The 20646-nt window shown below is 72.3% G+C and carries 22 protein-coding genes; 5 read left to right on the forward strand and 17 right to left on the reverse strand.

Annotated elements, in window-relative coordinates:
* The coding region (locus SMA5143A_RS34645) for a phosphatase PAP2 family protein (RefSeq protein WP_181362154.1) at positions 1-306 on the forward strand (306 nt) is incomplete at its 5' end.
* Between the two features lie 3 nt (positions 307-309).
* Here the strand turns inward: SMA5143A_RS34645 and SMA5143A_RS34650 are convergent.
* From SMA5143A_RS34650 to SMA5143A_RS34675, 6 genes are all read right to left on the reverse strand, one after another.
* Complete coding sequence (locus SMA5143A_RS34650) at positions 310-675, reverse strand: hypothetical protein (RefSeq protein WP_107466794.1); 366 nt, start codon at positions 673-675, stop codon at positions 310-312.
* A gap of 84 nt (positions 676-759) precedes the next feature.
* The gene (locus tag SMA5143A_RS34655; RefSeq protein ID WP_258193904.1) at positions 760-1644 is read right to left on the reverse strand and encodes a glycine betaine ABC transporter substrate-binding protein; all 885 of its coding nucleotides are present in this window, start codon (positions 1642-1644) and stop codon (positions 760-762) included.
* A 55-nt stretch (positions 1645-1699) separates the two neighbouring features.
* Positions 1700-2335 (reverse strand): hypothetical protein, encoded by a 636-nt coding sequence (locus SMA5143A_RS34660; protein ID WP_107466796.1) that lies wholly within the window; start codon positions 2333-2335, stop codon positions 1700-1702.
* 402 nt (positions 2336-2737) lie between these two features.
* Entirely contained in the window at positions 2738-3199 is a 462-nt protein-coding gene (locus SMA5143A_RS34665) for a hypothetical protein (RefSeq protein WP_099964180.1), read from the reverse strand.
* Positions 3200-3502: 303 nt separating this feature from the next.
* On the reverse strand, positions 3503-4738 hold the full coding sequence (locus SMA5143A_RS34670) for a cytochrome P450 (protein ID WP_107466797.1): 1236 nt from the start codon (positions 4736-4738) through the stop codon (positions 3503-3505).
* Between the two features lie 134 nt (positions 4739-4872).
* Positions 4873-6096, reverse strand: a complete 1224-nt coding sequence (locus SMA5143A_RS34675; RefSeq protein ID WP_258193905.1) for an esterase/lipase family protein — start codon at positions 6094-6096, stop codon at positions 4873-4875.
* A 371-nt stretch (positions 6097-6467) separates the two neighbouring features.
* Here SMA5143A_RS34675 and SMA5143A_RS34680 point away from each other — a divergent pair, with 371 nt between their 5' ends.
* On the forward strand, positions 6468-7637 hold the full coding sequence (locus tag SMA5143A_RS34680) for a steroid 3-ketoacyl-CoA thiolase (protein WP_055542344.1): 1170 nt from the start codon (positions 6468-6470) through the stop codon (positions 7635-7637).
* On the opposite strand, the gene SMA5143A_RS34685 is transcribed toward SMA5143A_RS34680, so the two are convergent.
* Positions 7621-7911, reverse strand: coding sequence for a DUF397 domain-containing protein (locus tag SMA5143A_RS34685; RefSeq protein WP_107466799.1), 291 nt, complete (start codon positions 7909-7911; stop codon positions 7621-7623). The genes SMA5143A_RS34680 and SMA5143A_RS34685 overlap by 17 nt on opposite strands.
* Positions 7871-8719 (reverse strand): helix-turn-helix domain-containing protein, encoded by an 849-nt coding sequence (locus SMA5143A_RS34690; protein WP_107466800.1) that lies wholly within the window; start codon positions 8717-8719, stop codon positions 7871-7873. The genes SMA5143A_RS34685 and SMA5143A_RS34690 overlap by 41 nt, the downstream gene beginning before the upstream one ends.
* A 93-nt stretch (positions 8720-8812) precedes the next feature.
* On the opposite strand from SMA5143A_RS34690, the gene SMA5143A_RS34695 reads away from it, so the two are divergent.
* Positions 8813-9247 (forward strand): ATP-binding protein, encoded by a 435-nt coding sequence (locus SMA5143A_RS34695; protein ID WP_258193906.1) that lies wholly within the window; start codon positions 8813-8815, stop codon positions 9245-9247.
* Entirely contained in the window at positions 9244-9540 is a 297-nt protein-coding gene (locus SMA5143A_RS34700; RefSeq protein ID WP_107466802.1) for a hypothetical protein, read from the forward strand. The genes SMA5143A_RS34695 and SMA5143A_RS34700 overlap by 4 nt, the downstream gene beginning before the upstream one ends.
* A gap of 96 nt (positions 9541-9636) precedes the next feature.
* Here SMA5143A_RS34700 and SMA5143A_RS34705 read toward each other — a convergent pair whose 3' ends face one another.
* The 3 genes from SMA5143A_RS34705 to SMA5143A_RS34715 form a co-directional block, all read right to left on the reverse strand.
* Positions 9637-10344 carry a hypothetical protein gene (locus SMA5143A_RS34705; RefSeq protein WP_107466803.1) on the reverse strand — a complete coding sequence of 236 codons (708 nt, stop codon included), beginning with the start codon at positions 10342-10344 and terminating at the stop codon, positions 9637-9639.
* A 187-nt stretch (positions 10345-10531) separates the two neighbouring features.
* Positions 10532-11224 (reverse strand): response regulator transcription factor, encoded by a 693-nt coding sequence (locus SMA5143A_RS34710; RefSeq protein ID WP_107466804.1) that lies wholly within the window; start codon positions 11222-11224, stop codon positions 10532-10534.
* Positions 11212-13047, reverse strand: coding sequence for a sensor histidine kinase (locus SMA5143A_RS34715; RefSeq protein WP_146193996.1), 1836 nt, complete (start codon positions 13045-13047; stop codon positions 11212-11214). The genes SMA5143A_RS34710 and SMA5143A_RS34715 overlap by 13 nt, the downstream gene beginning before the upstream one ends.
* 299 nt (positions 13048-13346) lie before the next feature.
* On the opposite strand from SMA5143A_RS34715, the gene SMA5143A_RS34720 reads away from it, so the two are divergent.
* Positions 13347-13685 (forward strand): hypothetical protein, encoded by a 339-nt coding sequence (locus tag SMA5143A_RS34720; RefSeq protein ID WP_107466806.1) that lies wholly within the window; start codon positions 13347-13349, stop codon positions 13683-13685.
* Positions 13686-13879: 194 nt separating this feature from the next.
* Here SMA5143A_RS34720 and SMA5143A_RS34725 read toward each other — a convergent pair whose 3' ends face one another.
* The 6 genes from SMA5143A_RS34725 to SMA5143A_RS34750 form a co-directional block, all read right to left on the reverse strand.
* Complete coding sequence (locus tag SMA5143A_RS34725) at positions 13880-14332, reverse strand: transglycosylase SLT domain-containing protein (protein ID WP_107466824.1); 453 nt, start codon at positions 14330-14332, stop codon at positions 13880-13882.
* A 308-nt stretch (positions 14333-14640) separates the two neighbouring features.
* Positions 14641-15540 (reverse strand): ECF transporter S component, encoded by a 900-nt coding sequence (locus SMA5143A_RS34730; RefSeq protein ID WP_258193907.1) that lies wholly within the window; start codon positions 15538-15540, stop codon positions 14641-14643.
* Positions 15541-15563: 23 nt separating this feature from the next.
* Positions 15564-17363, reverse strand: a complete 1800-nt coding sequence (locus SMA5143A_RS34735) for an ABC transporter ATP-binding protein (RefSeq protein WP_107466808.1) — start codon at positions 17361-17363, stop codon at positions 15564-15566.
* Positions 17360-18589 (reverse strand): energy-coupling factor transporter transmembrane component T, encoded by a 1230-nt coding sequence (locus tag SMA5143A_RS34740; RefSeq protein WP_258193908.1) that lies wholly within the window; start codon positions 18587-18589, stop codon positions 17360-17362. The genes SMA5143A_RS34735 and SMA5143A_RS34740 overlap by 4 nt, the downstream gene beginning before the upstream one ends.
* Positions 18582-19298: an SCO2322 family protein gene (locus tag SMA5143A_RS34745; protein ID WP_107466809.1), complete on the reverse strand. Its 717-nt coding sequence runs from the start codon at positions 19296-19298 to the stop codon at positions 18582-18584. Before SMA5143A_RS34745 ends, SMA5143A_RS34740 begins: the two co-directional genes overlap by 8 nt.
* Complete coding sequence (locus SMA5143A_RS34750) at positions 19295-20599, reverse strand: prenyltransferase/squalene oxidase repeat-containing protein (protein WP_107466810.1); 1305 nt, start codon at positions 20597-20599, stop codon at positions 19295-19297. The genes SMA5143A_RS34745 and SMA5143A_RS34750 overlap by 4 nt, the downstream gene beginning before the upstream one ends.
* Positions 20600-20646 lie beyond the last annotated feature (47 nt).

The following is a 20646-nucleotide window of genomic DNA, read 5'->3' on the forward strand; positions in this document are numbered from 1 at the left end:
CCCTCGCTGCACTTCGGCTGGTCGCTGTGGTGCGGGCTGACCATCGCGATCGTCGCCCCACGGTGGTGGATGAAGGCGCTCGGCCTGCTGCACCCGACGTTCACGGTCGCCGCGATCGTCGCGACCGGCAACCACTGGGTCCTCGACGCGGTCGGCGGGGCCGCGGTCGTCGGCGCGGGCTTCGCCCTCACCCACCTCCTGACCGGACCACGGGCAGCCCCGGGCACGGACGAGGACGACGGGAAGACGGACGACGGGGCCCCGCGGACCGCCACAAGCGGCCCACGCGACCCCGTCCGTGGCTGACCGTCAGCCGATCCACAGGTCGTACGTGGCACCGTCCCTGGTGTCGTTCGCGGAGATGAGCCGGGGCTCCCAGCGCCAGCCCGTGCTGGGCTTGCGGTGGTGGAACTCCACCGAGCGGCCGGCCACCCACCAGTAGCCCTCGGCCGTGGTGCAGCCCTTCGGCGCGATCTCCCAGAACCGGGAGCCGACCCAGTCGCCGTACTGGTTCTCGCCGACGAAGAAGAACTTCACGGTCTCGTTCGAGCCGCTGCAGACCCGGAGCTGGACGTTCTTGGTGCCGGCGAAGGCCGTGCCCGGGACCGCCAGCGTGCCGAGGACGGTGCCCGCGACGAGTGCCGCCGCGGCGATCTTGCGCTTGAGGCTGCGCATGGGAGGACCACCATTTCTGAGTGAGCGGGAGTTCTGAGTGAGCGGGAGTTCTGAACGAGCGGGAATGCGGGGGTCGACGGGGGATCAGCGCAGCAGGCCCCGGGCGCGCAGCCAGGTCCTGGCCGCCTTGCCGGGAGCCTCGCCCGCCTCGACCGACGCGGCGAGCGTGGCCAACTGCCCTGTCGTCAAGGGGTCATTGACGCGGGCGAGGGCCGCCCTGCCGGTGGCGTCCACGGCGGGTGCGCTGATGAGCGGGAAGACGTGCTCGGGCGGGACGACGGACTCGGGGTCGCCGAGGACGACCAGTCCGCCGCGGGCGAGCGCGGGGTCGCCGCTGCGCAGCACCAGCACGTCCGCCGTCCGTGAGGTCCCCGCCGGGGTGAGGGTGACGCCGTACGCCTTCTTCAGGGAGGCGGCGGACGGGGCGCCGGGGTCGCCGGAGGCGGGGCCGCCGAGGGTGAGACGGTCCTTCGCCGCGCCGAGGTCGTCGAGGCCGCGCAGCCCGTACCGGTCGGCGGTGGCCTTGGTGACCGCGACGACGAGCCCGCGCTGCGCCGCGGCCGCCGGCAGGGCGACGATCCCGGGAGGCAGCGCCATGCTCAGCGTCGCCTCCATGTTGCCGGGCATCGTCTGGCCGCCCGGCAGGGCCCGCAGCATGGTGCTCTCGTAGGCGGGCGCGATGCTGATCTCGCCGTCCACCACGGCCTGGGCGGTGTGGGTGGGGGACGCGTACGCGGTGTCCGCCGTCCGTACCTTCTGCCCGGCGGCGGTGAGGAGTTCGCGGTAGATCGCCGCGACGACCCGGCTCTCGGGGGAGCCGTCGGTGCCGATCACGGCCGGCTCGCGCTCCGCGTGGCCGGCGCGACTGCCGCCGGCCGGTCCGCCGCAGCCGGAGAGCAGCAGGAGCGAGCAGACCGCGAGGACGAGAATTCCGAGCGGGGAATGAATTCTTTGGATCCTTGATATCACGGAAGAATTCCTCGCATCACGCATGAACATTCCTACGACGAGCGTTGCGGCCCGTTCAGCAGTGCGCGCCGATTTCGGCGGAGGTCATCTTCCGGTCCTTGAAGTTGACGTATCCGAACTTCGGGTTGTCCTTGTTGAAGCCGGACTGCTGGAAGTCGTAGATGTACCAGACGTAGTGGTCGTAGTACTTGTTCTTGAACTGGATCTCCCACCAGCCCTTTGCCTGCTGCTTCGACGTGCCGCGTTCCAGCCAGCCGACGCTGCGCGGCGAGATGTTGATGGTGTTGGACTCGGTGTCCGTGTGGGAGTTCTCCCAGGTGTGGCTGTAGCTGGTCTCGACGGAGGCCTCGAAGACCAGCGAGAACTTGTACGTCGCCGAGACGGAGACACCGATCGTGTTGGCGGCGGTCGTGGTGTCCGACCAGTCGATACGGTGCTGGTTGGTGTTGGTGCCGCAGTTGTAGGCGGTGCTTCCCACCTGGTGCTTCGGGCCGGTGTAGCCCCAGTAGCTCTGCGGGTGGAAGTTGCAGAGGCTGGCCCAGTTGCACGCCTTGAGGAGTTCGGCCTGGGTGGGGCCGGCGGCGAATGCCTGGGGGGCCGCGAGCAGGGAGGCACCCATGGTCAGAGCTGCGAGGGTCCCGGCGGTGCGGAAACGCCGAGTCGAACCGTTTCCGCGGTGCGCGAATGCCATTGATTGCTCCATGAGGAGGGGCGGAGTTTTGGGGGTGTCCGCCGACTGCGCACAACTATCGGGCGGAGATCGTGTCCCCGTCAATAGAGGATAAGGAGGGCCGGTCAATTCTGAGGGAATCCTGAATTTTCTGTCCGTGCAGCAAAACAAGCGCTGTCCGGAATTCCAAGGATCTCGGATTCCGGCAGCGCTTCGGCTTGCCCAGCATGCTCTCAGCCTTCTCTCAGAGTCCGGTCAGAGAATCATCGGAGGCGGTTCACAGTTCGGGGGAGGAATCGTGGTCGTGTGCCGCCCCGGTACGCCGACAAGGCCGCCCCCCCGTCCTCGGGGGACGGGGGGGCGGCCTTGTGGGGTGCGGTCACGGGGTGGGGCGCCGGTTCGGTGCCCCGTCGTGGGGATGGGTCAGTCCACGTACCACTTGCCGCACTTGGTGATGCCGTCGAACTCCCCGCAGGCGCGGGCGGCGTAGTTGGAGTTGTAGACGGACTGGGTGCGGCTGCCGGTGTAGGGGCCGCACATCTTCCAGCCGTCGCGCTTGGCGTCCCCGTCGCTGACGATGCCCTTGAAGTCGGGGAACGAGCGGAAGCTGCGGTCGACCCACAGCCGGTCGCCGGCCCTGCGGCCGGACTTGATCTCGGCGCGGCTGTAGCGGTCGAGCGCCGACTCGTTCTGCAACTCGACGCGGCGGCCCCGGAAGTCGAACGAGGCACCGGACTCGACGGCCCGGAAGCGGCCGATGACGGCGATGCCGTCGCAGTCGTCCTCGGTGGCCGAGGCCGCCGACGCGGGGACGAAGACGATGGCGCCGCTGCCGATCAGCACGGCCGAGGCCGCGATCGCGCGGCCCATGCGGGACTTGTTCACGAGGGTTCCTTCGGTGTGTGACGCATGAACGGATGGGAGCCGGTGCCACGCTGGACGGGCGGGGACCCCCGGTGAATGAGGCGCGCCGTCGTCTCGGTTCCCCCGACGACGGCGGCGACGTCCACAGGTTCAGGCAGCCGGGAACCCTCGGCAACAGCGACCGCCGCGCCGGGACGGTGGGACCGTCCCACCCCCGTTGACCTGTGCGAACGGGGAGGCTCTGGGACGCCGTTGGGACGCGCGGGCGCGGGGGACGGGCCGACGGCGCCGGGAGGCCGTCGGCCCGAGTCGGGGGCGGGGGTGTCAGCCCGCGCTGACCTGGAGGTGTTTGACCCCGTTGATCCAGGCCGAGCGCAGCCGGTCCGGGTCGCCGACGAGCCGCAGGTTCGGCAGGGCTTCGGCGATCGCGTGGAAGATGAGGTCGATCTCCAGCACCGCCAGGGACTTGCCGAGGCAGAAGTGCGGGCCACCGCCGCCGAAGCCCAGATGCGGGTTCGGGTCACGGGTGATGTCGAAGGTGTCGGGGTTGTCGAACACCTCGGGGTCGTGGTTGGCGGAGGCGTAGAAGATGCCGACGCGGTCGCCCTTCCTGATCCGCTTGCCGCCGAGTTCGGTGTCCTGGGTGGCGGTCCGCTGGAAGGAGTTGACGGGCGTGGCCCAGCGGACGATCTCCTCGGCGGCCGTCGCCGGGCGCTCCCGCTTGAACAGCTCCCACTGGTCGGGGTGGGTGAGGAAGGCGTGCATGCCGTGCGTGATCGCGTTGCGGGTGGTCTCGTTGCCCGCGACCGCCAGCATCAGCACGAAGAACCCGAACTCGTCCGAGGCCAGGCTCCCCTCGTCCTCGGCGGCGACCAGCGTGCTCACGATGTCCTTCGCCGGGCACTGCTTGCGGTCCGCGGCCATGTTCATGGCGTACGCGATGAGTTCGGTGGCCGACTCCTGGCCGACCTCCTCGGTGATGGCGTACTCCGGGTCGTCGTACGAGATCATCCGGTTCGACCACTCGAAGATCTTCGCCCGGTCGTCCTGCGGGATGCCGATCAGCTCCGCTATGGCCTGGAGGGGCAGTTCGCAGGCGACCTGGGTCACGAAGTCGAAGGGGCCGGGCTGGGCGAGCGCCTCGCGCGCGATGGCGTGGGCCCGGTCGCGCAGGTTGTCCTCCAGGGCGCGGATGGCCCGAGGGGTGAAGACGCGCTGGACGATCTGTCGTACCCGGGTGTGCTCCGGCGGGTCCATGTTCAGCAGGATCAGCCGCTGCGCGTCGATCGCGTCCCGCTCGATGTGCTCGTTGAACCGGATGATCGCGGTGTTCAGGAACGACGAGTACAACTCGGGGTGCGTGGAAACGTACTTGACGTCCACGTGCCGGGTCACGGCCCAGTAGCCCTCGTCGCCGAAGCCCGCGAGGCCCGGTGCCTGCGGGACCCAGTGGACCGGTTCCGTGCGGCGGAGCTCGGCGAACTCGGGGAGGGGCACACGATGGTGGAGGAGATCCGGGTCGGTGAGGTCGAACCCGTCGGGCAGCGCTGGACAGGGCATGGTCGACTCCCGTCGCTCAGACGGTCTCCGACGGACCGTCTCTGACGGGCCATCAGTTATCCGGGTCGCCGTGACCGTAGTAACGCGTTCTACAAGTCGCAAGGGCTACGGCGACCCGAATCCGTCGGGCCCGGTCAGTCGGGCAGCCGGTCCAGCAGCCACGCGCCGAGTTCCGGGGTGATGGCGGTGTGCGCCGTCGTGTCCGAGGAGCAGAGGAAGTCGTCGGCCTCGGACTCGTGCGGGTCCAGGTCGTCGACGGCCGCGTACAGGTCCTTCTGCTGGTCGAGGTCGCGGATCGCGAGGGCGCTGACCGTGGGGACGAAGCAGATGTGCTCGTGCCGCAGGTCGACGTCGGCGCCGAACCTCCGCAACATGTCGGCGAGGATGCCGTACGAGCGCAGGGTGCCGCCGGGGGCACCGTCGAACTCGGGGAAGTCGCTCGTCAGCACCGTCCGTTCGGCCGGGGGGAACCGCCGTTTCAGCTCGGCGACGACGATGTCCTTGCCCTGCGCCTGGGTGTGAAAGGCCGTCCCCGGGTAGATCCGCTCCACCTTCAGCGCGGTCCCACCGGGCGGGATCGCGAGGCCCGTGCCGTCCCCGCGGCCGTTGGCGAGCGCCAGTCTCCTCGGCACGGTGGGCCAGCCGCCGACCTTGGACAGCGCGGTCAGGAACTGCGTGCGCTCGACGGCGATGGCGGTGTCGCCGGTCACCGGGTTGTAGTGCCGCCACAGCATCTGCCGGGCGGCCGGGCTGTTCATCTGCCGGGCGAACGGGTTCGGCACCGGGACGAAGTGCGAGAACGCCTGGAGGCCGACGGGGACGACGGCGCCGCGGTGCGGGGTGTCGTAGGAGAAGTACACGGCGGTGCGGTGGTCCATCCGCTGCGTCTCCAGCTTGGCGAGGGCGTAACGGGTGACCAGGCCGCCCATGCTGAAGCCGCCCACGGTCAGCCGCGTGTCCCCCGACTGCTCCGCTCTGGTCCGCAGGATCGCGGAGATCGCGGCGTCGGCGTTGTCCAGGAGGGAGGCGCTGCGCTCGTCGAAGCCGAGCAGGATCACGTCACGGCCCCGGCGGCGCAGCTCGCTCAGCAGCGGGTAGGCGCCGCCGTCGAGGCCGGCGTAGAGCCGCTCCAGTTCGCTCCTGCCGAGGTCGAAGCCGTCGGCCATGAGCACCGGCCGGGTGATCCCCCGGTTGCCCTCGCCGTGGAAGACGTGCGCGAAGCCGTGCGGCAGCTCCCACCGCGCGTCCGGTTCGGGTGCCGTGTACGTCCGGGGTGCCGTCGGTTCGGCGCTCACGGGGGTGGCGAGGGTGAACTCCCCGACGCTCCGCTCCGCCTGCTCGTGCTGTTGCTCGGACAAGTGGTCGTCTCCTTGTGCGGGGTGGCGCGGACCCCCACATCGCAGCAGCGCCACCGAAGGCCTGCCACGTGACACCGGGCGCTTCATCCGTACGAAGGGAGTGGGAGTGAGGGGCGATTACCTTCGCGGTGTCACCCCCGCGGCCCAGTGGCGCGCCGTGAGAGCCGGGGTGACCTTCGGGTTCCCGCGCGCGTGGTGCGCCCGCGCACGGCGGAATCCGCCCGCGGATCGCGTGTGCGCCGTGCACGACCCTTGCGGCGATGAGTGTCGCATCGGCACGCTGTCAGGAGAACTAGAACGCGTACTAGTTCTGCGTGGCGGGCCGGGCCGGGACGCCCCGCGCCGCGCGGGTAACCGTTGAGAGGATCCCCATGGCCGCGGAACCCGTGATCGTCGAAGCCGTACGCACCCCCATCGGCAGGCGCGGTGGCGCGCTCGCCAATCTGCACCCCGCCTATCTGCTGGGCGAGACCTACCGCGAACTCCTCGGCCGCACCGGCATCCCCGCCGACTGCGTCGAGCAGATCGTCGGCGGCACGGTCACCCATGCCGGCGAGCAGTCCATGAACCCCGCGCGCACGGCCTGGCTGACCATGGGCCTGCCGTACGAGACGGCCGCGACGACCGTCGACTGCCAGTGCGGCTCCTCGCAGCAGGCGTCGCACATGGTGGCCAACATGGTCGCGGCGGGGGTCATCGACGTCGGCATCAGCTGCGGCGTCGAGGCGATGTCCCGTGTCCCGCTCGGGTCGGGCTCCAAGCACGGCCCCGGCAAACCGTTCCCCGACGAGTGGAACGTCGACCTCCCCAACCAGTTCGAGGCGGCCGAACGCATCGCCCGCCACCGGGACCTGACACGGGAGGACGTCGACGCGCTCGGCCTGCTCTCGCAGGAACGGGCCGCCGTCGCCTGGGCCGAGGAACGCTTCAAGAAGGAGACGTTCGCCGTCCAGGTCCCCACGACCGAGGAGGAACAGGCCGCCGGGCAGGGCATGTGGCGCCTCGTGGACCGCGACGAGGGCCTCAGGGACACGTCAGCGGAGGCGCTCGCGCGCCTGAAACCGATCATGCCGACCGCCGTCCACACCGCCGGCAACTCCTCCCAGATCAGCGACGGCGCGTCGGCGATCATGTGGGCGTCGAAGCGGATGGCGCGGGCGCTGAAGCTACGGCCGAGGGCGAGGATCGTCGCGCAGGCCCTCGTGGGCTCCGACCCCCACTTCCACCTCGACGGCCCGATCGACGCGACGAAGGCGGTGCTGGGCAAGGCGGGGATGTCGCTCCGCGACATCGACCTCGTCGAGATCAACGAGGCGTTCGCGTCGGTGGTGTTGAGCTGGGCGCGGGTCTTCGAGCAGGACCTGGGGAAGGTCAACGTGAACGGCGGTGCGATCGCGCTCGGTCACCCGGTGGGGGCGACGGGAGCGCGGCTCATCACGACGGCACTGCATGAACTGGAGCGCACGGACAAGGAGTTCGCCCTGGTGACGATGTGCGCCGGGGGAGGACTCGCCACCGGGACGATCATCCAGCGGCTGTAGAGGCCCAGCCGAGGAAGGTGGTGAACGCGGCGGGGCCCAGGGTGAGATGGGGTCCCGCCGGGTTCTTGGAGTCTCGGATGAGGAGGGTGGGGCTGGGGGAGGAGGCGGGGGTTGCGGCGATCTCTACGCAATCACCGCCCTGGTCGCCGCTGTGCGACGACTTGCGCCAGGTGAGGGGGCCGAGGGGGGTGCATTCGACGCAGGAGCCGCCGGTGTCCGTGCTGTAGCTCGACTTACGCCATTGGGCGCTGGTCAGGCGAGGGATGCTCCCCATAGCGTTCCTCCATCACGTGCCGGATCAGCTCCACCGAGTCCTTGACGGACAAAGCGGCAGCTTGCAGATGATCGTAACGGAGCATGCGGTTCTCGACCGCGTCTGGATTGGCGGTCGCGTGGCCCGTTTCGTAGTCCTCGCTGTACACGATGGTGGGGTCGTTCGAGAAACGGAAGATGTCGAACGCTCCTGGGAAGCCGGCGTGGCTTCCGGCGGCGAACGGTAGTACCTGGATGTTGACGTAGGGGTTCTTCTCGCAGGCCAACAATTTCAGCAGTTGGCCTCGCATCACGTCAGGACCGCCAAGCCTCTGGTAAAGCACGGCCTCACCGAGTACCGCCCAGAACACCGGCGGCTTGTCCTTCTCGAAGATGCGCTGCCGTGCCATCCGCGCCGCGATGCGATTGTCCAGGTCACGGTCGTTCACAGCGCTGAACACGGCACCCGCGTAGGCTTCCGTCTGAAGCAGGCCGTGCACAAGTAGCGGTTGGAAGACGTGGATCGCTGTGGCTCGTGCTTCCAGCTCCGCCACCTGTTGAAACCAGCTCGGGAGTTGGCTGCGCATCACCAGCGTCAGGAGGCGCGACAGCAACCCATCGGTTCCCAGCGCCACGTCCGCCCGTTCGCTGAACTCCAGCGTCGGAACTTTCCTCGCCGTCTCGATCTGGCCGATCAGCGATGCCGTATAGCCCAGGATGCTCCCCAACTGCTTCTGTGTCAGGCCCGCGGCCTCCCGGCAGCGCCGCAACTCGTAGCCGTAGTAGTCGAGCGGTGAGGCGCCGGGGTCGAGGGTGTTGATCTGGGTCATCGTGCTGTCCCCTCGTTGAAGCTTGAACTCACTGTTGTACGGGTTGTGTCCGTTCTGTCGCCGACAGTAGTTGCGCCAGGTCACCCTTGTGGGGTGAACGGATACATTCCCCCCATCGTTCTGGGCGCTCGTCCCGCCCAGCACCGGATGTGCTTCACCGTGGGTGAGCACTCCGCGCATCACGTCCGCCGCATCGTCCGCTCCTACCTCGACGAGTGGGAGATGCCGGACCTGACCGACGCGGTGGAACTCGGGGTCACGGAGCTGCTCGCCAACGTCGTACGGCATGTCCCGGACCGCCGCTGCACCCTGCTGTTGCTGCGGTCGCCGGCCGGGGTCCGGGTGGAGGTGACGGACGGGTCCGACCAGCTCCCCGTCCTGCGCACCGACATGTCGCCCTACGCGGAGGGCGGCCGGGGGCTCGTGCTGGTCGACGCCGTGGCGGACAAGTGGGGTGTGGGCAGGTGGCGCGACGGCAAGACCGTCTGGTTCGAGTGCCGGTGCGGCGGAGAGGAGCGGTCCGCGTGAGCGGCGCGACGGGCGGTGCCCGAGACGAGTACGGCACGGGCGTTGCCGTCGTCGAACAGGTGGAAGAAGCACCAGGCGCGGGCCAGGTCGAGGGCGGCGCGCAGGCGGACGGCGCGTACCGGGGACCGCTGGTGGTCGTGGGCGTGGATGTCCTGCACCGCCCCGTCTTTTATCGGGGTGACCGGTACGACTGGGAGGCGTTCGTGCGGGCCGGTGGGAAGGAGCCCGTGCGGGGTGACTGCACGTGCGCGGTGCCGGGGGACCGTCTCGCGGAGGGTCTGCCCCATCCGTAGGTGGTCCGGGGCGGCGGCCGGGCGGGGCCAACCGGATTTCCCCACGGGGGGCGGGCCCGTGCGCGGCGCCCGCCTCCTTGTGCCCGTAGGGCGGTGTCAGCTCCCGACGGTCCTGAACGTCGTCGCCGTGCCGTGGTCGCCCAGGCCGGTGAGGACCTGGAGCTTCTTGATCGGCTTGGTGCCCGCGCTCTTGAACCGGGGTGTGGCGGTCCAGTGGGTGACGGCGTCCAGCATGTTCGCCTCGGGGGCGAACTTCGTCGCATCGGCCTTCACCGTGAACGCGGCGTTGAAGTTGGTGCCCTTGTGGCCCGCCTTCCGGCCCTTGCCGGTGATCAGGCCGCCCTTGCCGGTCTCGTAGGACAGCGTGGTCGTGGCGCTGGTGACCGGGATGTCGAAGATCCGCTCGGTCGCCGTCACGGACAGGCTGACCGTCTTCGTGGACTTCGCCGTACGGGACGCGGCGACCGTGGTGCTCGTGAAGGTGACGTCCTTGTTGTAGCGGACGGTCTTCGTCTTCGCCTTGCTCGGGATGGCGCCGGTCTGCGTGACACCGAACGCCTTGAACACGCGGGCGTTCTGTAGGTAGCCGACGAACGCCCGCTGCTTGACCACGGGCAGCCTGCTGAACGCCTTCAGCGTCGGGCCGCCGCCGGGCGCCCTCTTCAGCCATGTCTTGTAGGCGTCCACGGTCAGTTGCGACGGCGCGGCGGGCGCGGTGTCGGCGGCGAGCGCCTGGCCGGAGCCGCCGAGCAGGGCCACGGAGGCCGCTGCGGCCACGACGGTCGCGGTGATGCGGTTGCGCACGATGGGATCTCCTCGTCACACGGGTCGCCGCACCGCCCGCACGGGCTCATGTCCCGTGCGCGGTACGGCAGTTGCCCGGAAGTCGTCCTGGGGTCGCAACGAACGTACGGGCGGGCGGGGAGCGCGCGGAATTGTCTCTTGGGGCAGCGTCCACAGGGGCAGTGGCGGCCGCGCGACGGCCGGTGCGTCACGCCGGTGACGGCGGGTCCGGGGCGGGACGGGTGCTGCGGAGATAGGCCAGGACGGCCAGCACCCGGAGGTTCACATGGGCGCGCTCATGGCTCTCCGGGTGGGGCAGGCCCAGCTTCTGGGAGATCGCCGTGACCCGCTTCTCGACCGTCTTGAGGCTGTAGCTGAGGCGGCTCGCGATGGACGTGTTGGAGTGGCCCTCCGCCATCAGCGCCAGCACCTGCCGTTCCACGGGGACCAGCGCGGCCAGCGGATCGGTCCTGCGGGGGCGGGTCAGCACGCGCTGCACCACCTCGGGGTCGACCACGACCTCCCCGGAGGCGACCCGCTTGATCGCGTCGACGAGCCGGTCGGTGTCCCGCACCCGGTCCTTGATGAGGTACCCCACCCCCTGGTCGGCCGCCTTGAGCAGCCGCATCGCGTACGACGTCTCCGCGTAGTGGGACAGCACGAGGAGCCCGGTGCCCGGATGGTCGGCCCGGATCCGCTCGGCGGCCCGGAGCCCCTCGTCGCGGTGGTCGGGTGGCATCCGGATGTCGAGGACGGCCACGTCGGGCGGGTCCGCCGCCACGGCGTGCAGCACCTCCGGAAGGGTGCCCGCCTGCGCGGTGACGGTGAAGCCGCGCGCGGCCAGCGTCTCGGCCAGCATGTGCCGCAGTAAGCCGGAGTCCTCGGCGATCACGATCCGCATGGCAGCTCCGCGACCAGCCGCGTACCCGCGCCGCGCGGGCTGTGCACCCGCAGCCGCCCGCCGAGGGCGCCCACCCTGTCCTCCAGCCCCCGCAACCCCGTGCCCCCGGCGGGATCCGCGCCGCCGGTGCCGTCGTCGGTGACCTCGATGACCAGCAGACCCCCGGCGCCGTCGTCCACCCGGACGCGTGCCTCGGTCGCCCCTGCGTGCTTGTACACGTTGCTCAACGCCTCCGTGACGATGAAGTACGCGGTCCGCTCCAGGTGTTCGGGCAGCCGCCGGTCGGGGATGTCCGGTACGACCGGCAGCGGCGCCCGTTCGGCCAGGACCTCCACGGCCGCCGCCAGGCCCTGCTCGGCCAGGGCGGGCGGATGGATGCCCTCGGCCAGCGCCCGCAGTTCGCGCAGGACCTCGGTCAAGTGGGCGGAGGCGGCGGCCAGATCGGAGTCCGCCGACCCGGACGGCCGCTGCCCGACCGGCGGGGCCCCGGCGGCTCGGGCACGGTCCACCAGCATCGAGATCACCAGCAGTTTGTGCTGCACCCCGTCGTGCAGATCCCGCTGGATGCGCCGGCGTTCGGCGTCGGCCGCCAGCACGAGCCGCGCCCGCGAGGCCCGTACCTCCGCCAACCGAGCCCGCTGCGCCGCCAGGAGACGCGCGTTGTCGAGGGCCAGCCCGGCCGCCGCCAGCACGGTGTCCACCAGCGGGCGCTGCTCGCGCAGCGCCGGATCGTGGACGAGCAGCGCGAGCAGCTCACCGCGCCGGACGACCGGGGTGACACAACTGCCGTCACGGGCGAGGCCGTCGGCGTCGGCCTCGGCGGCGACCCCGTCCGCCCGTACGTAACGGGCCGTCCCGTCGCCTTCCGACGCCGACTCCCCACGCGGGAACCACAGTTCGAGCCCGGGATCGCCCAACGCCTCCGCGAGGGCCTCCTCCACGTGCGCCGGTTCCGCGGACTCCTCCAGCCGTACGACGAGGTCCGCCACCCGGACCCGGGCCATCCGGACCCGTACCAGACCGGCGACGAGCGCGACCGGTGTGACGATCAGACCCAGCGCGTACCCGAGGAGCGCGAACTGCTGGACGTCCGGCGCCGCCCGCAGCATCGCCGCACCCGCGCCGAGCACGACCACACCGCCCAGCGCGAGCATCGTCAGCCACACCGGCGCGTAGGCCCGGCGGACCGGCCGCCCGGCCGTGGACCAGCGGCGCACCACCAACGCCGCCGTCAGCACGGTGAGCGCGGCGACGGTCACACTGCCGATCGGCGACCACACCGAGTACGGTGCCGACGGGTCGCCCCACTGCTGCGGCTGCGGGGGGTACTCGGCGGCGTACCGCACGATCTGCGTCCCCACCGACGCGATGTACAGCAGGGCGACGACCGGCCGCTCGTGGCGGTGGTAGAGCCGGCCCGCCGGCAGGGCCAGCACGAGGTGGCCGATCGCGGCGTACGTGAGGTGGTAACAGCAGAAGCCGATCGCGAACAGGGCCCGGCTGTCGGCGAGTTGGAGATCGCCGAGGTACCAGGTGAACCCCACCAGCGTCATCAGCCGCCCGGTGCCGTTCGCCGGCCGGCGCACCCGCAGGACCGCCCCGCACACCACGAACGAGGCGCCCGCCGACTGCACCGGCAGCCACAGCCAGAGCGGATACGGGGCGCGGTGCCAGGTGGTGACGATCGCCGTCGAGGCGACCAGCACACCGGCCACCCCCAGTACGAGGGGCACGACCGGCCGGCGTGGCCGGTCCGGATCCCGGCTGTCGCTCCCCCGTGGCCAGGAGGGGACCGGTGTCGGGACGACTCCTGCCGCTGGCATACGCCCATTGTGGCCGCCCCCGGCCCGCCCTGTCCGCAGAGAGGAGGGAAAACCCGCCGTGGGAAGGAGGGTTCACCCGGCAGTGCCACGCCGGACGCGCTGCGAGCCTGGAGTGCGGAGGGGAGGGGAGAGCGGGGGACGACGGGGACGGGTGCGCTCCGCGTACCGCGTATCCGGAGGGCGGACCGATGCCAGAACCGCCGGTGGAGGACCCGAGGAGTGGTCCCGGGGGCCCGCGAGGGGAGCGGGGCGCCGGGTTCAGGGAACTGCTCGCTCCGGTCCTTCGAGGCGGGGAAACCGTGCGGACCTGCTGCCAGGGGGAGTGCGGCGGGTTCGCGGGGCGGGGGAGCCGACCCGTCGTCCTGGCGCTGACCGGGCGCAGGTTCATCCTGCTCGACCTCGGGCCGCCGGGCTCGGAGAGCGGCCCCGGCACCGGCTCGGGGTGGGCCGATCCGGTCGGCCGTGTCGTCGTCGAGTCGTTCCGTCAGGGGAGGAACGGTTCGAGCAGGCTCCGGCTGCGACGGCTGGCCGTACCGGATCGGCTGGTCCGGATCAGGGTCGGGGTGGAGTGGCGTGCGGAGGTGGCGCTGATCGCGGCGGCACTTCCCCGGGCGACGCCCTTCACCCTGCCCGACTGACCCGGCGGAGAGGACGAGGGAAAGGCGCGGGGGACGAGGTGAAGACGCGGGGGGACGGGGGAGAAGCGCGGGGGACGGGGGGAAGGCGAAGGCGGCGGCCCCGGGGATCGGGGGGCCGCCGCCTTCAGCTGTGATCCGGCTGGTCGCCGTGGCGGGTCAGTACCGCGTGGCGCATCAGTACCGCGTGGCGCGCATCAGTACCAGTTGTTGGCCTGCCAGAAGTTCCACGCGCCACACGGGCTGCCGTAGCGGTCCTTCATGTAGTCCAGGCCCCACTTGATCTGCGTGGCGGCGTTGGTCTTCCAGTCGGAACCGGCGGAGGCCATCTTCGAACCGGGGAGAGCCTGGACCAGGCCGTAGGCACCGGAGGACGCGTTCGTCGCGTTGGGGTTCCAGTCGCTCTCGTGGTCGACGATGTTGGAGAAGCAGGTGTACTGAGCGGAGTTCGCGATCATCTTCTTCGCGGTCGCCTGGGCCTGCGCGGCCTCCGAGGACGCGGCCTGCGCGGGCACGGCGGCGAGCAGCGCACCGGCGGTGGCGGCGACGACGGCGGTGCCGGCGAGGGCCTTCTTCGGGGAGGCGATGCGGCGGAGAAGGGTGCGAGTCACGGGGAACCTTTTCTTCGGGGACGTTGACGTCGCGGGCATGCCTTCACCGCATGCGATGCGGTGGGGGCGTACGTCGGCGCCGAGCCCGTGTGGGTGGTCGGCGCCGTGCGACTCGTCCACAGAAGCAGCCGGGGGGACCTGTCCGCAAACACCCCTTTTGCTAGTTGTGGCCGTATGCGGGGGGAGGGGGTGCTCTGTGACCTGGCTCTCAATCCGCAGGTCAGCTGCCATTGCGACGTGGTCATGCCACGCTTTTCGATCTACGGCCCCGCTTCGTATGTGACCTGCGCCCTGTGGGGTGCTTCACCGCGCACCCGACGCTCCGTGTACGGGGCCCGACTCCGCGTTCAAGGAGTGGGCGGGTCGAATGTGACCGCGCTCTCGAAGGCGGCCCGGCGCGTGGCCCGCCGCAGCGCCCGCAGCACCGGGGCCCCGAGCGTGAGGGTCAGGGCGACGGTGACCACGGCCCGGCCCAGGTCCCAGCCGAGGGAGGTGGCCAGGCAGTACGCGAGGAACCGGGCGAGGTTGGCGGCGGGGGAGGCGTCCGCGTGGAACGCGATGTTCGAGGCGAGCGCGTCGATGAAGGGCCAGCCGTAGAGGTTCATGACCGTGCCGTAGGCGAAGGCCGCGACGAAGCCGTACGCCGCGAGCAGCACGAGTTCGGCACGGCCCCGCAGCCGCCGGGCGCCCGGCAGCAGCCCGGCGCCCATCGCGAACCAGCCCATCGACAGCATCTGGAACGGCAGCCACGGCCCGACACCGCCGGTCAGCAGCGCCGACGAGAACATCGTCACCGCGCCGAGCGTGAAGCCGAACCCCGGGCCGAGGACGCGGCCGCTGAGCACCATCAGGAAGAACATGGGCTCCAGCCCCGCCGTCCCCGCCCCGATCGGGCGCAGCGCGGCGCCGGTCGCCGCGAGCACCCCGAGCATCGCCACCGCCTTCGCGCCCATCCCCGCCTCGGAGATCGTCGCCGCCACGACACCGACGAGCAGCACGAGCAGACCGGCGAACAGCCAGGGGGCGTCCTGCGCGTGCGCGCCGACCTGCGACTCGGGGGACGCGAAGAAGGGCCAGGCGAAGGCGGCGACCCCGATGAGGCTGACGAGCGCGAGGGCGAGGAGGGAACGGGGGGAGAGGGGGACGGGGCGGGGGCGTGGGCGGGCTGGGTGTGGGTGTGGGTGGGGGCCGGGGCCGGTGGGGCGAGTGCGGTCGGCCGGGTCGGCCGGGTCGGTCCGGTCGGGCAAGTCGGTCGGGGGTGGGGGGTTCGTCACGGTCGCCCCCGCTCGGCCCCTCGCAGGGCGGTGAGGGCGTGGCTCACCTGGGTCGTGGTCAGCCATTTCTGCGGAGCCAGGATCTTGGTGACCTGCGGGGCGAAGGACGGGGAGCCGACGACCACCTCGGCGGTCGGGCCGTCGGCGACCACCTCACCGTCGGCGAGGATCAGCACGCGGTCGGCCAGCTCCGCCGCCAGCTCCACGTCGTGCGTGGCCAGCACGATGGCGTGGCCCTCGGCGGCGAGCCCGCGCAGGGTCGAGACCAGGCGGGCCTTGGCCGCGTAGTCGAGCCCCCGGGTCGGCTCGTCGAGGAGCAGCAGCGGGGGCCGGGCCGTCAGTACGACCGCGAGGGCGAGCGCCAGCCGCTGGCCCTCCGACAGATCACGGGGGTGCGTGGCGTCCGTCACCCCGGGCAGCAGCTCGTCCACCAGCCGCCGGCACGTGCCCGGCTCCGCGCCCGCGTCCCGGTCCGCCGCCGCGCACTCGGTCGCGACGGTGTCCGCGTACAACAGGTCCCTCGGCTCCTGCGGTACGAGACCGACCCGGCGTACGAGGTCCCTCGGCGCCGTCCGGTGCGGTCGCGCCCCGCCTACGTGTACGGAACCGGCTGTCGGGGGCACCAGGCCGACCAGGGCGGACAGGAGGGTGGACTTGCCGGCGCCGTTGCGGCCCATGAGGGCGAGGGTCTCGCCGGGGGTGACGGTGAGGTCCACGCCGCGGAGAGCGGGGACACTGCCGCGCCGCACCGCGAGCGAGGTGACTTCGGCGAGGGCGGAAGGGTGTGCGGGTGCGGTGGCCGACTCGGGCGGGCTGACGGGGTCCGGGGCCGGTTCGCGGGAGAGGAGGCGGCGCAGTCGGGGGAAGGCGGGTGCGGGGGAGGGGACGGGGTGCTGGGGGGTGGGCCGGGCGCGCGTGGTGTCTGGCTGGGCGCGCGGTTGCCCGCGCCCCTGGGCGGGGGTGGTGTGGGGCGGGGTGTGGGCGGCCAGGCGGGCTCGTAGGGGTTCCGCCCTGCGGCGGGCGTCCCGCACGGTCAGGGGAAGCGGCGTCCAGTCGGCCAGGCGGCCCAGGGCCACCACCGGGGGGTGGACGGGGGAGACGGCCATCACCTCGGCGGGCGTGCCCAGGACGGGGCGGGCACCCGGCGCGGGGAGGAGGACGACCCGGTCGGCGTACTGGATGACGCGTTCGAGGCGGTGCTCCGCCATCAGGACCGTCGCGCCGAGGTCGTGGACCAGACGCTGGAGCACCGCCAGGACCTCCTCCGCCGCCGCCGGGTCCAGCGCGGAGGTCGGCTCGTCCAGGACCAGGACATCGGGGTGCGGGGTCAGCACCGAGCCGATGGCGACACGCTGCTGCTGGCCCCCGGAGAGCGTCGCGATGGGCCGGTCGCGGAGACCGGCGAGGCCGAGGAGGTCCAGCGTCTCCTCCACCCGCCGCCGCATCACGTCCGGCGCCAGACCCAACGACTCCATGCCGTACGCGAGTTCGTCCTCGACGGTGTCCGTGACGAAGTGAGCGAGCGGATCCTGCCCCACCACACCCACCACGTCGGCCAGTTCGCGCGGCCTGTGGGTATGGGTGTCCCGGCCGGCCACCGTGACCCGGCCGCGCAGGGTGCCCCCGGTGAAGTGCGGCACGAGGCCGTTCACCGCGCCCAGCACGGTCGACTTGCCGACGCCCGACGGCCCGACCAGCAGGACGAGTTCACCCTCCGGAACCTCGAAGTCGACCCCCTGGACGGTGGGTTCGGCCGCGCCTTCGTATGTGACGGACACGTCCTCGAAGCGGATCATGCGTCTTCCTTGCCGGGGTCGGTGACTGTGGCAGCGGCGGCGGTCGTGGGGGTGGCGGGCGCGGGGACCTTCGCGGGGGTCGCCGGGGCCGGGGGACCGGGCACCGCGAACGACGGCAGCAGGCCCACCAGGAGCGCGGCGGCCGGCCACAGCGGGAGGTCCGGGGCGGTGAGGGGGACGACGGTGGGGTGCAGGGCGACGGGGTCGTACGCCTCGCAGAGGACCAGGAGGACGGCGACGGCCGCGCCCGACGCGCCCACCAGGGACGCCCGTACGCCCCACGGGTCCGGCCGGTAGCGGGTCCGGGGCGAGCGGCGGCCGCCCAGACGCAGGCCCGTGAGCGCGGCGGCCAGGCCGGTGAGCAGGACGGGGAGACCGTAGGTGCCGCCGGCCGCGGTCAGTACGCCGTACGTTCCCGCGCAGACGCCCAGCAGTCCGCCGAGGGTCAGTGCGGCCGTCGTACGGCGGACGCGGGCCGGGACCTCGGCGGTGCGGCCGTACCCGCGTGAGTCCATGGCGGCGGCCAGGGCCACCGACCGTTCCAACGCGCCCTCCAGCACGGGCAGTCCGACCTGGAGCAGCCCGCGGATGCCCCGGTCGGGCCGCCCGCGCAGCCGCCGGGCGGCCCGCAACCGCTGTACGTCCGCCACCAGATGCGGGGCGAACGTCATCGCCACCACCACGGCCACGCCCGCCTCGTACAGGGCGCCCGGCAGTGACTTCAGCAGCCGGGCCGGGTTCGCGAGGGCGTTCGCGGCACCCACGCAGATCAGGAGCGCGGCCAGGCGCAGCCCGTCGTACAGCGCGAACAGCAGGCCCTCCGCGGTCACCCGGCCGCCCAGGCGGATGCCCTGCGCCCAGTCGGGCAGCGGGACTTCGGGGAGCGTGAGAAGGGTGTGCGTGCCGGGGACGGGCGAGCCCAGCACCACGGCGAAGGCCAGCCGGATGACCAGCACCGCCAGGCCGAGCTTCACGAACGCGGTGTACGAACGGGCCCACGGGGCGTCCGTCCGGTGCGTCGCCACGACGTACCCCGCCACGGCTATGAGGAGGGCCAGGAGGAGGGGGTTGGTGGTGCGCGACGCGGCGGTCCCGAGCCCGAGGGCCCAGAGCCACCAGGCGAGGGGGTGCAGGTGGTGGGTGCGGTGCCTGTGGTGCGGGGAGTCCGTGGGGCGGGTGCCCCGCGGGTCCCCCGCACCGCAGGCCGACGGTCCGTGGCTAGCCACGGCGGCGTCGCCCGGCCTGCCACGCCGCCGCCGCGCCGAGCGCCGCGACCGCGCCGACCCCGACGAACAGGCCGACGGACGGGCCCTTCTCGTCGGACGTGCGGGCGTTGTCGGAGGCGGCCGAGTCGTCGGTCGCGTCGGAGGTGCCGGTCGCGTCGGACGTGCCGGATGCGTCGGGGCCGTCATCGGTGATCGCCTCCCCGCATCCCTTCCGGGGATACCCGGCGATCGCGCACAGCAGCGCGTTCGTGTCGTACCGGAGCGGCTTCGCCACGGCGGCCAGCGCGTCGGCGGTGGTCGCGTCCGACGGCACGCGCGCACAGGCGGTGCGCGCCGGCGGGGGCGTCTCACCCGTCGGCGCGTCCGCGGCGGTGCCGAAGTCGAGGACGAGCGCGATCCGCTTCTGCCCGTCACGGGCGGCCGTACCCGAGCAGATGGCGTCGAAGCGGGCGGCCCCGCGCGGCTCGGCGGCGTCGTCGGAGCCCTTGCTGACGGCGAACCGGAAGCCCTGGACGTCCCCGTCCGAGGGCCGCGCCGTCGACGGCCCCTGCGTGGCGTACACCCAGCCGGAGCCGTCCGCCCCCCGGTCCCAGAACGACCAGTACCGGTAGGCGGCGGCATGGGCCGGCCCGCCCAGCCCCACCAGCACGCACAGCAGAAGCAGGGTCGCCGCCGACGCGGCCGTGACGCGCCCGCCGGTGCGGGTCATGCCCGTCGCCGCTTCCGGGTGAGGCGCGTCAGCGCGGCCCCGGCGAGCGCGGCGAGTCCGAGTCCGGCGCCCAGGACCACTCCGGTCGCGACGCCGCCGTCGTCCCCGCCGCCGTCGGCGGTGTCGTCGCCGGGCACGCTGCGGTAGTCGGCCACGTCCCGCGCCGGGCCGGTCTCGGTCAGCCGCGCCACGAGGTCGGCGCCGCCGAAGTCGCGCGGGTCGGTGCCGGCGGCGTGCGCGGCGAGGATGAGCTGGGCGTACGCGGCGGGGCCGGACTTCGCCGCCCAGGGCCCGTAGTTCTTCTCCAGCCAGGCGAGCGGCTTCGCGGTGGCGTCCTTGTCCCCGGCGGCGGCCAGCGCCACGACCGCGTCGGCGGTGTTGCCGAGGTCGGGCTGGTCCTCGGCGCCCGCGAGGGCGGACTTCAGGTAGCCGTCGGAGGTGAGGGCCCCGGCGAGGTACACGGCACCGTTGTGCGCCGCGTCCTCGGGCGAGGTACCAACGGCACAGGCGGAGGCGCTCCCGGAGTCCCTCCCGGAGTCCCTCCCAGAGTCCCCGGTCTTCCCGGCGTCGACGACGAACCCCTCTCCCAGGCTGCCGACCACGGCGGCGGCCGTGGCGTCGGCGTTGGCGGCGAGCCCGCCCTTCTTGTCGGGCTGGTAGGCGAAGGCACCGCTGCCCTCGGTGCCGGCGGCGCAGGGGAGGGAGAGGGCACGCAGGGCGTCGTAGGGGGAGTGGCCGGCCTTCTTCTGCCCGCCGGGCGTCCCGCCCACGGCGGCCAGCGCGCCGATGACGACGGACGTGGAGTTCGCGTCGCTGGGCCCGCCGGTGGTGAAGCCCCAGCCGCCGTCGTCGTTCTGGTTGGCCTTCAGCCAGCCGACGGCCCGCTCGGCCTGCGCGTCGTGCCCGCCGACGGCGGCGAGCGCCTGCACCGCGGCGGCCGTGCTGTTGGTGTCGACGGCGGTCTTGGTGTCGCACGGGGCGGTGGGGTCGGGGCGGTACGCCGCGAACGCCCCGTCGGCGCACTGCTGGCCGAGCAGCCAGTCGACGGCCCCGGCGCCGGGCTTGTCGCCCACGGCGTCGAGGGCGACCAGCGTGAGCGACTGCCGCCAGACACCGTCGAACTTGGGGTCCGTCGACCCGTAGAGCCCGGTGGGTATCGCCTGCGACGGCGACGCGGACGGCGCGGCGGGGGCGGTGTCGTCGGCGAGGGCGGCCGGTGCGAAACCGGTACCGAGTCCGGTGCCTACCCCGGCTGTGGCGGCCAGTACGGCGACGACCGCGGCGCTGCGGCGGACATTCATGATCGGCGGTGCCTCTCCCTGACGGGAGCCGGGCGCCACGGCGCGAC

It is taken from the genome of Streptomyces sp. MA5143a (genome assembly GCF_900290235.1).
In the GTDB taxonomy this organism is placed as follows: Bacteria; Actinomycetota; Actinomycetes; order Streptomycetales; family Streptomycetaceae; genus Streptomyces.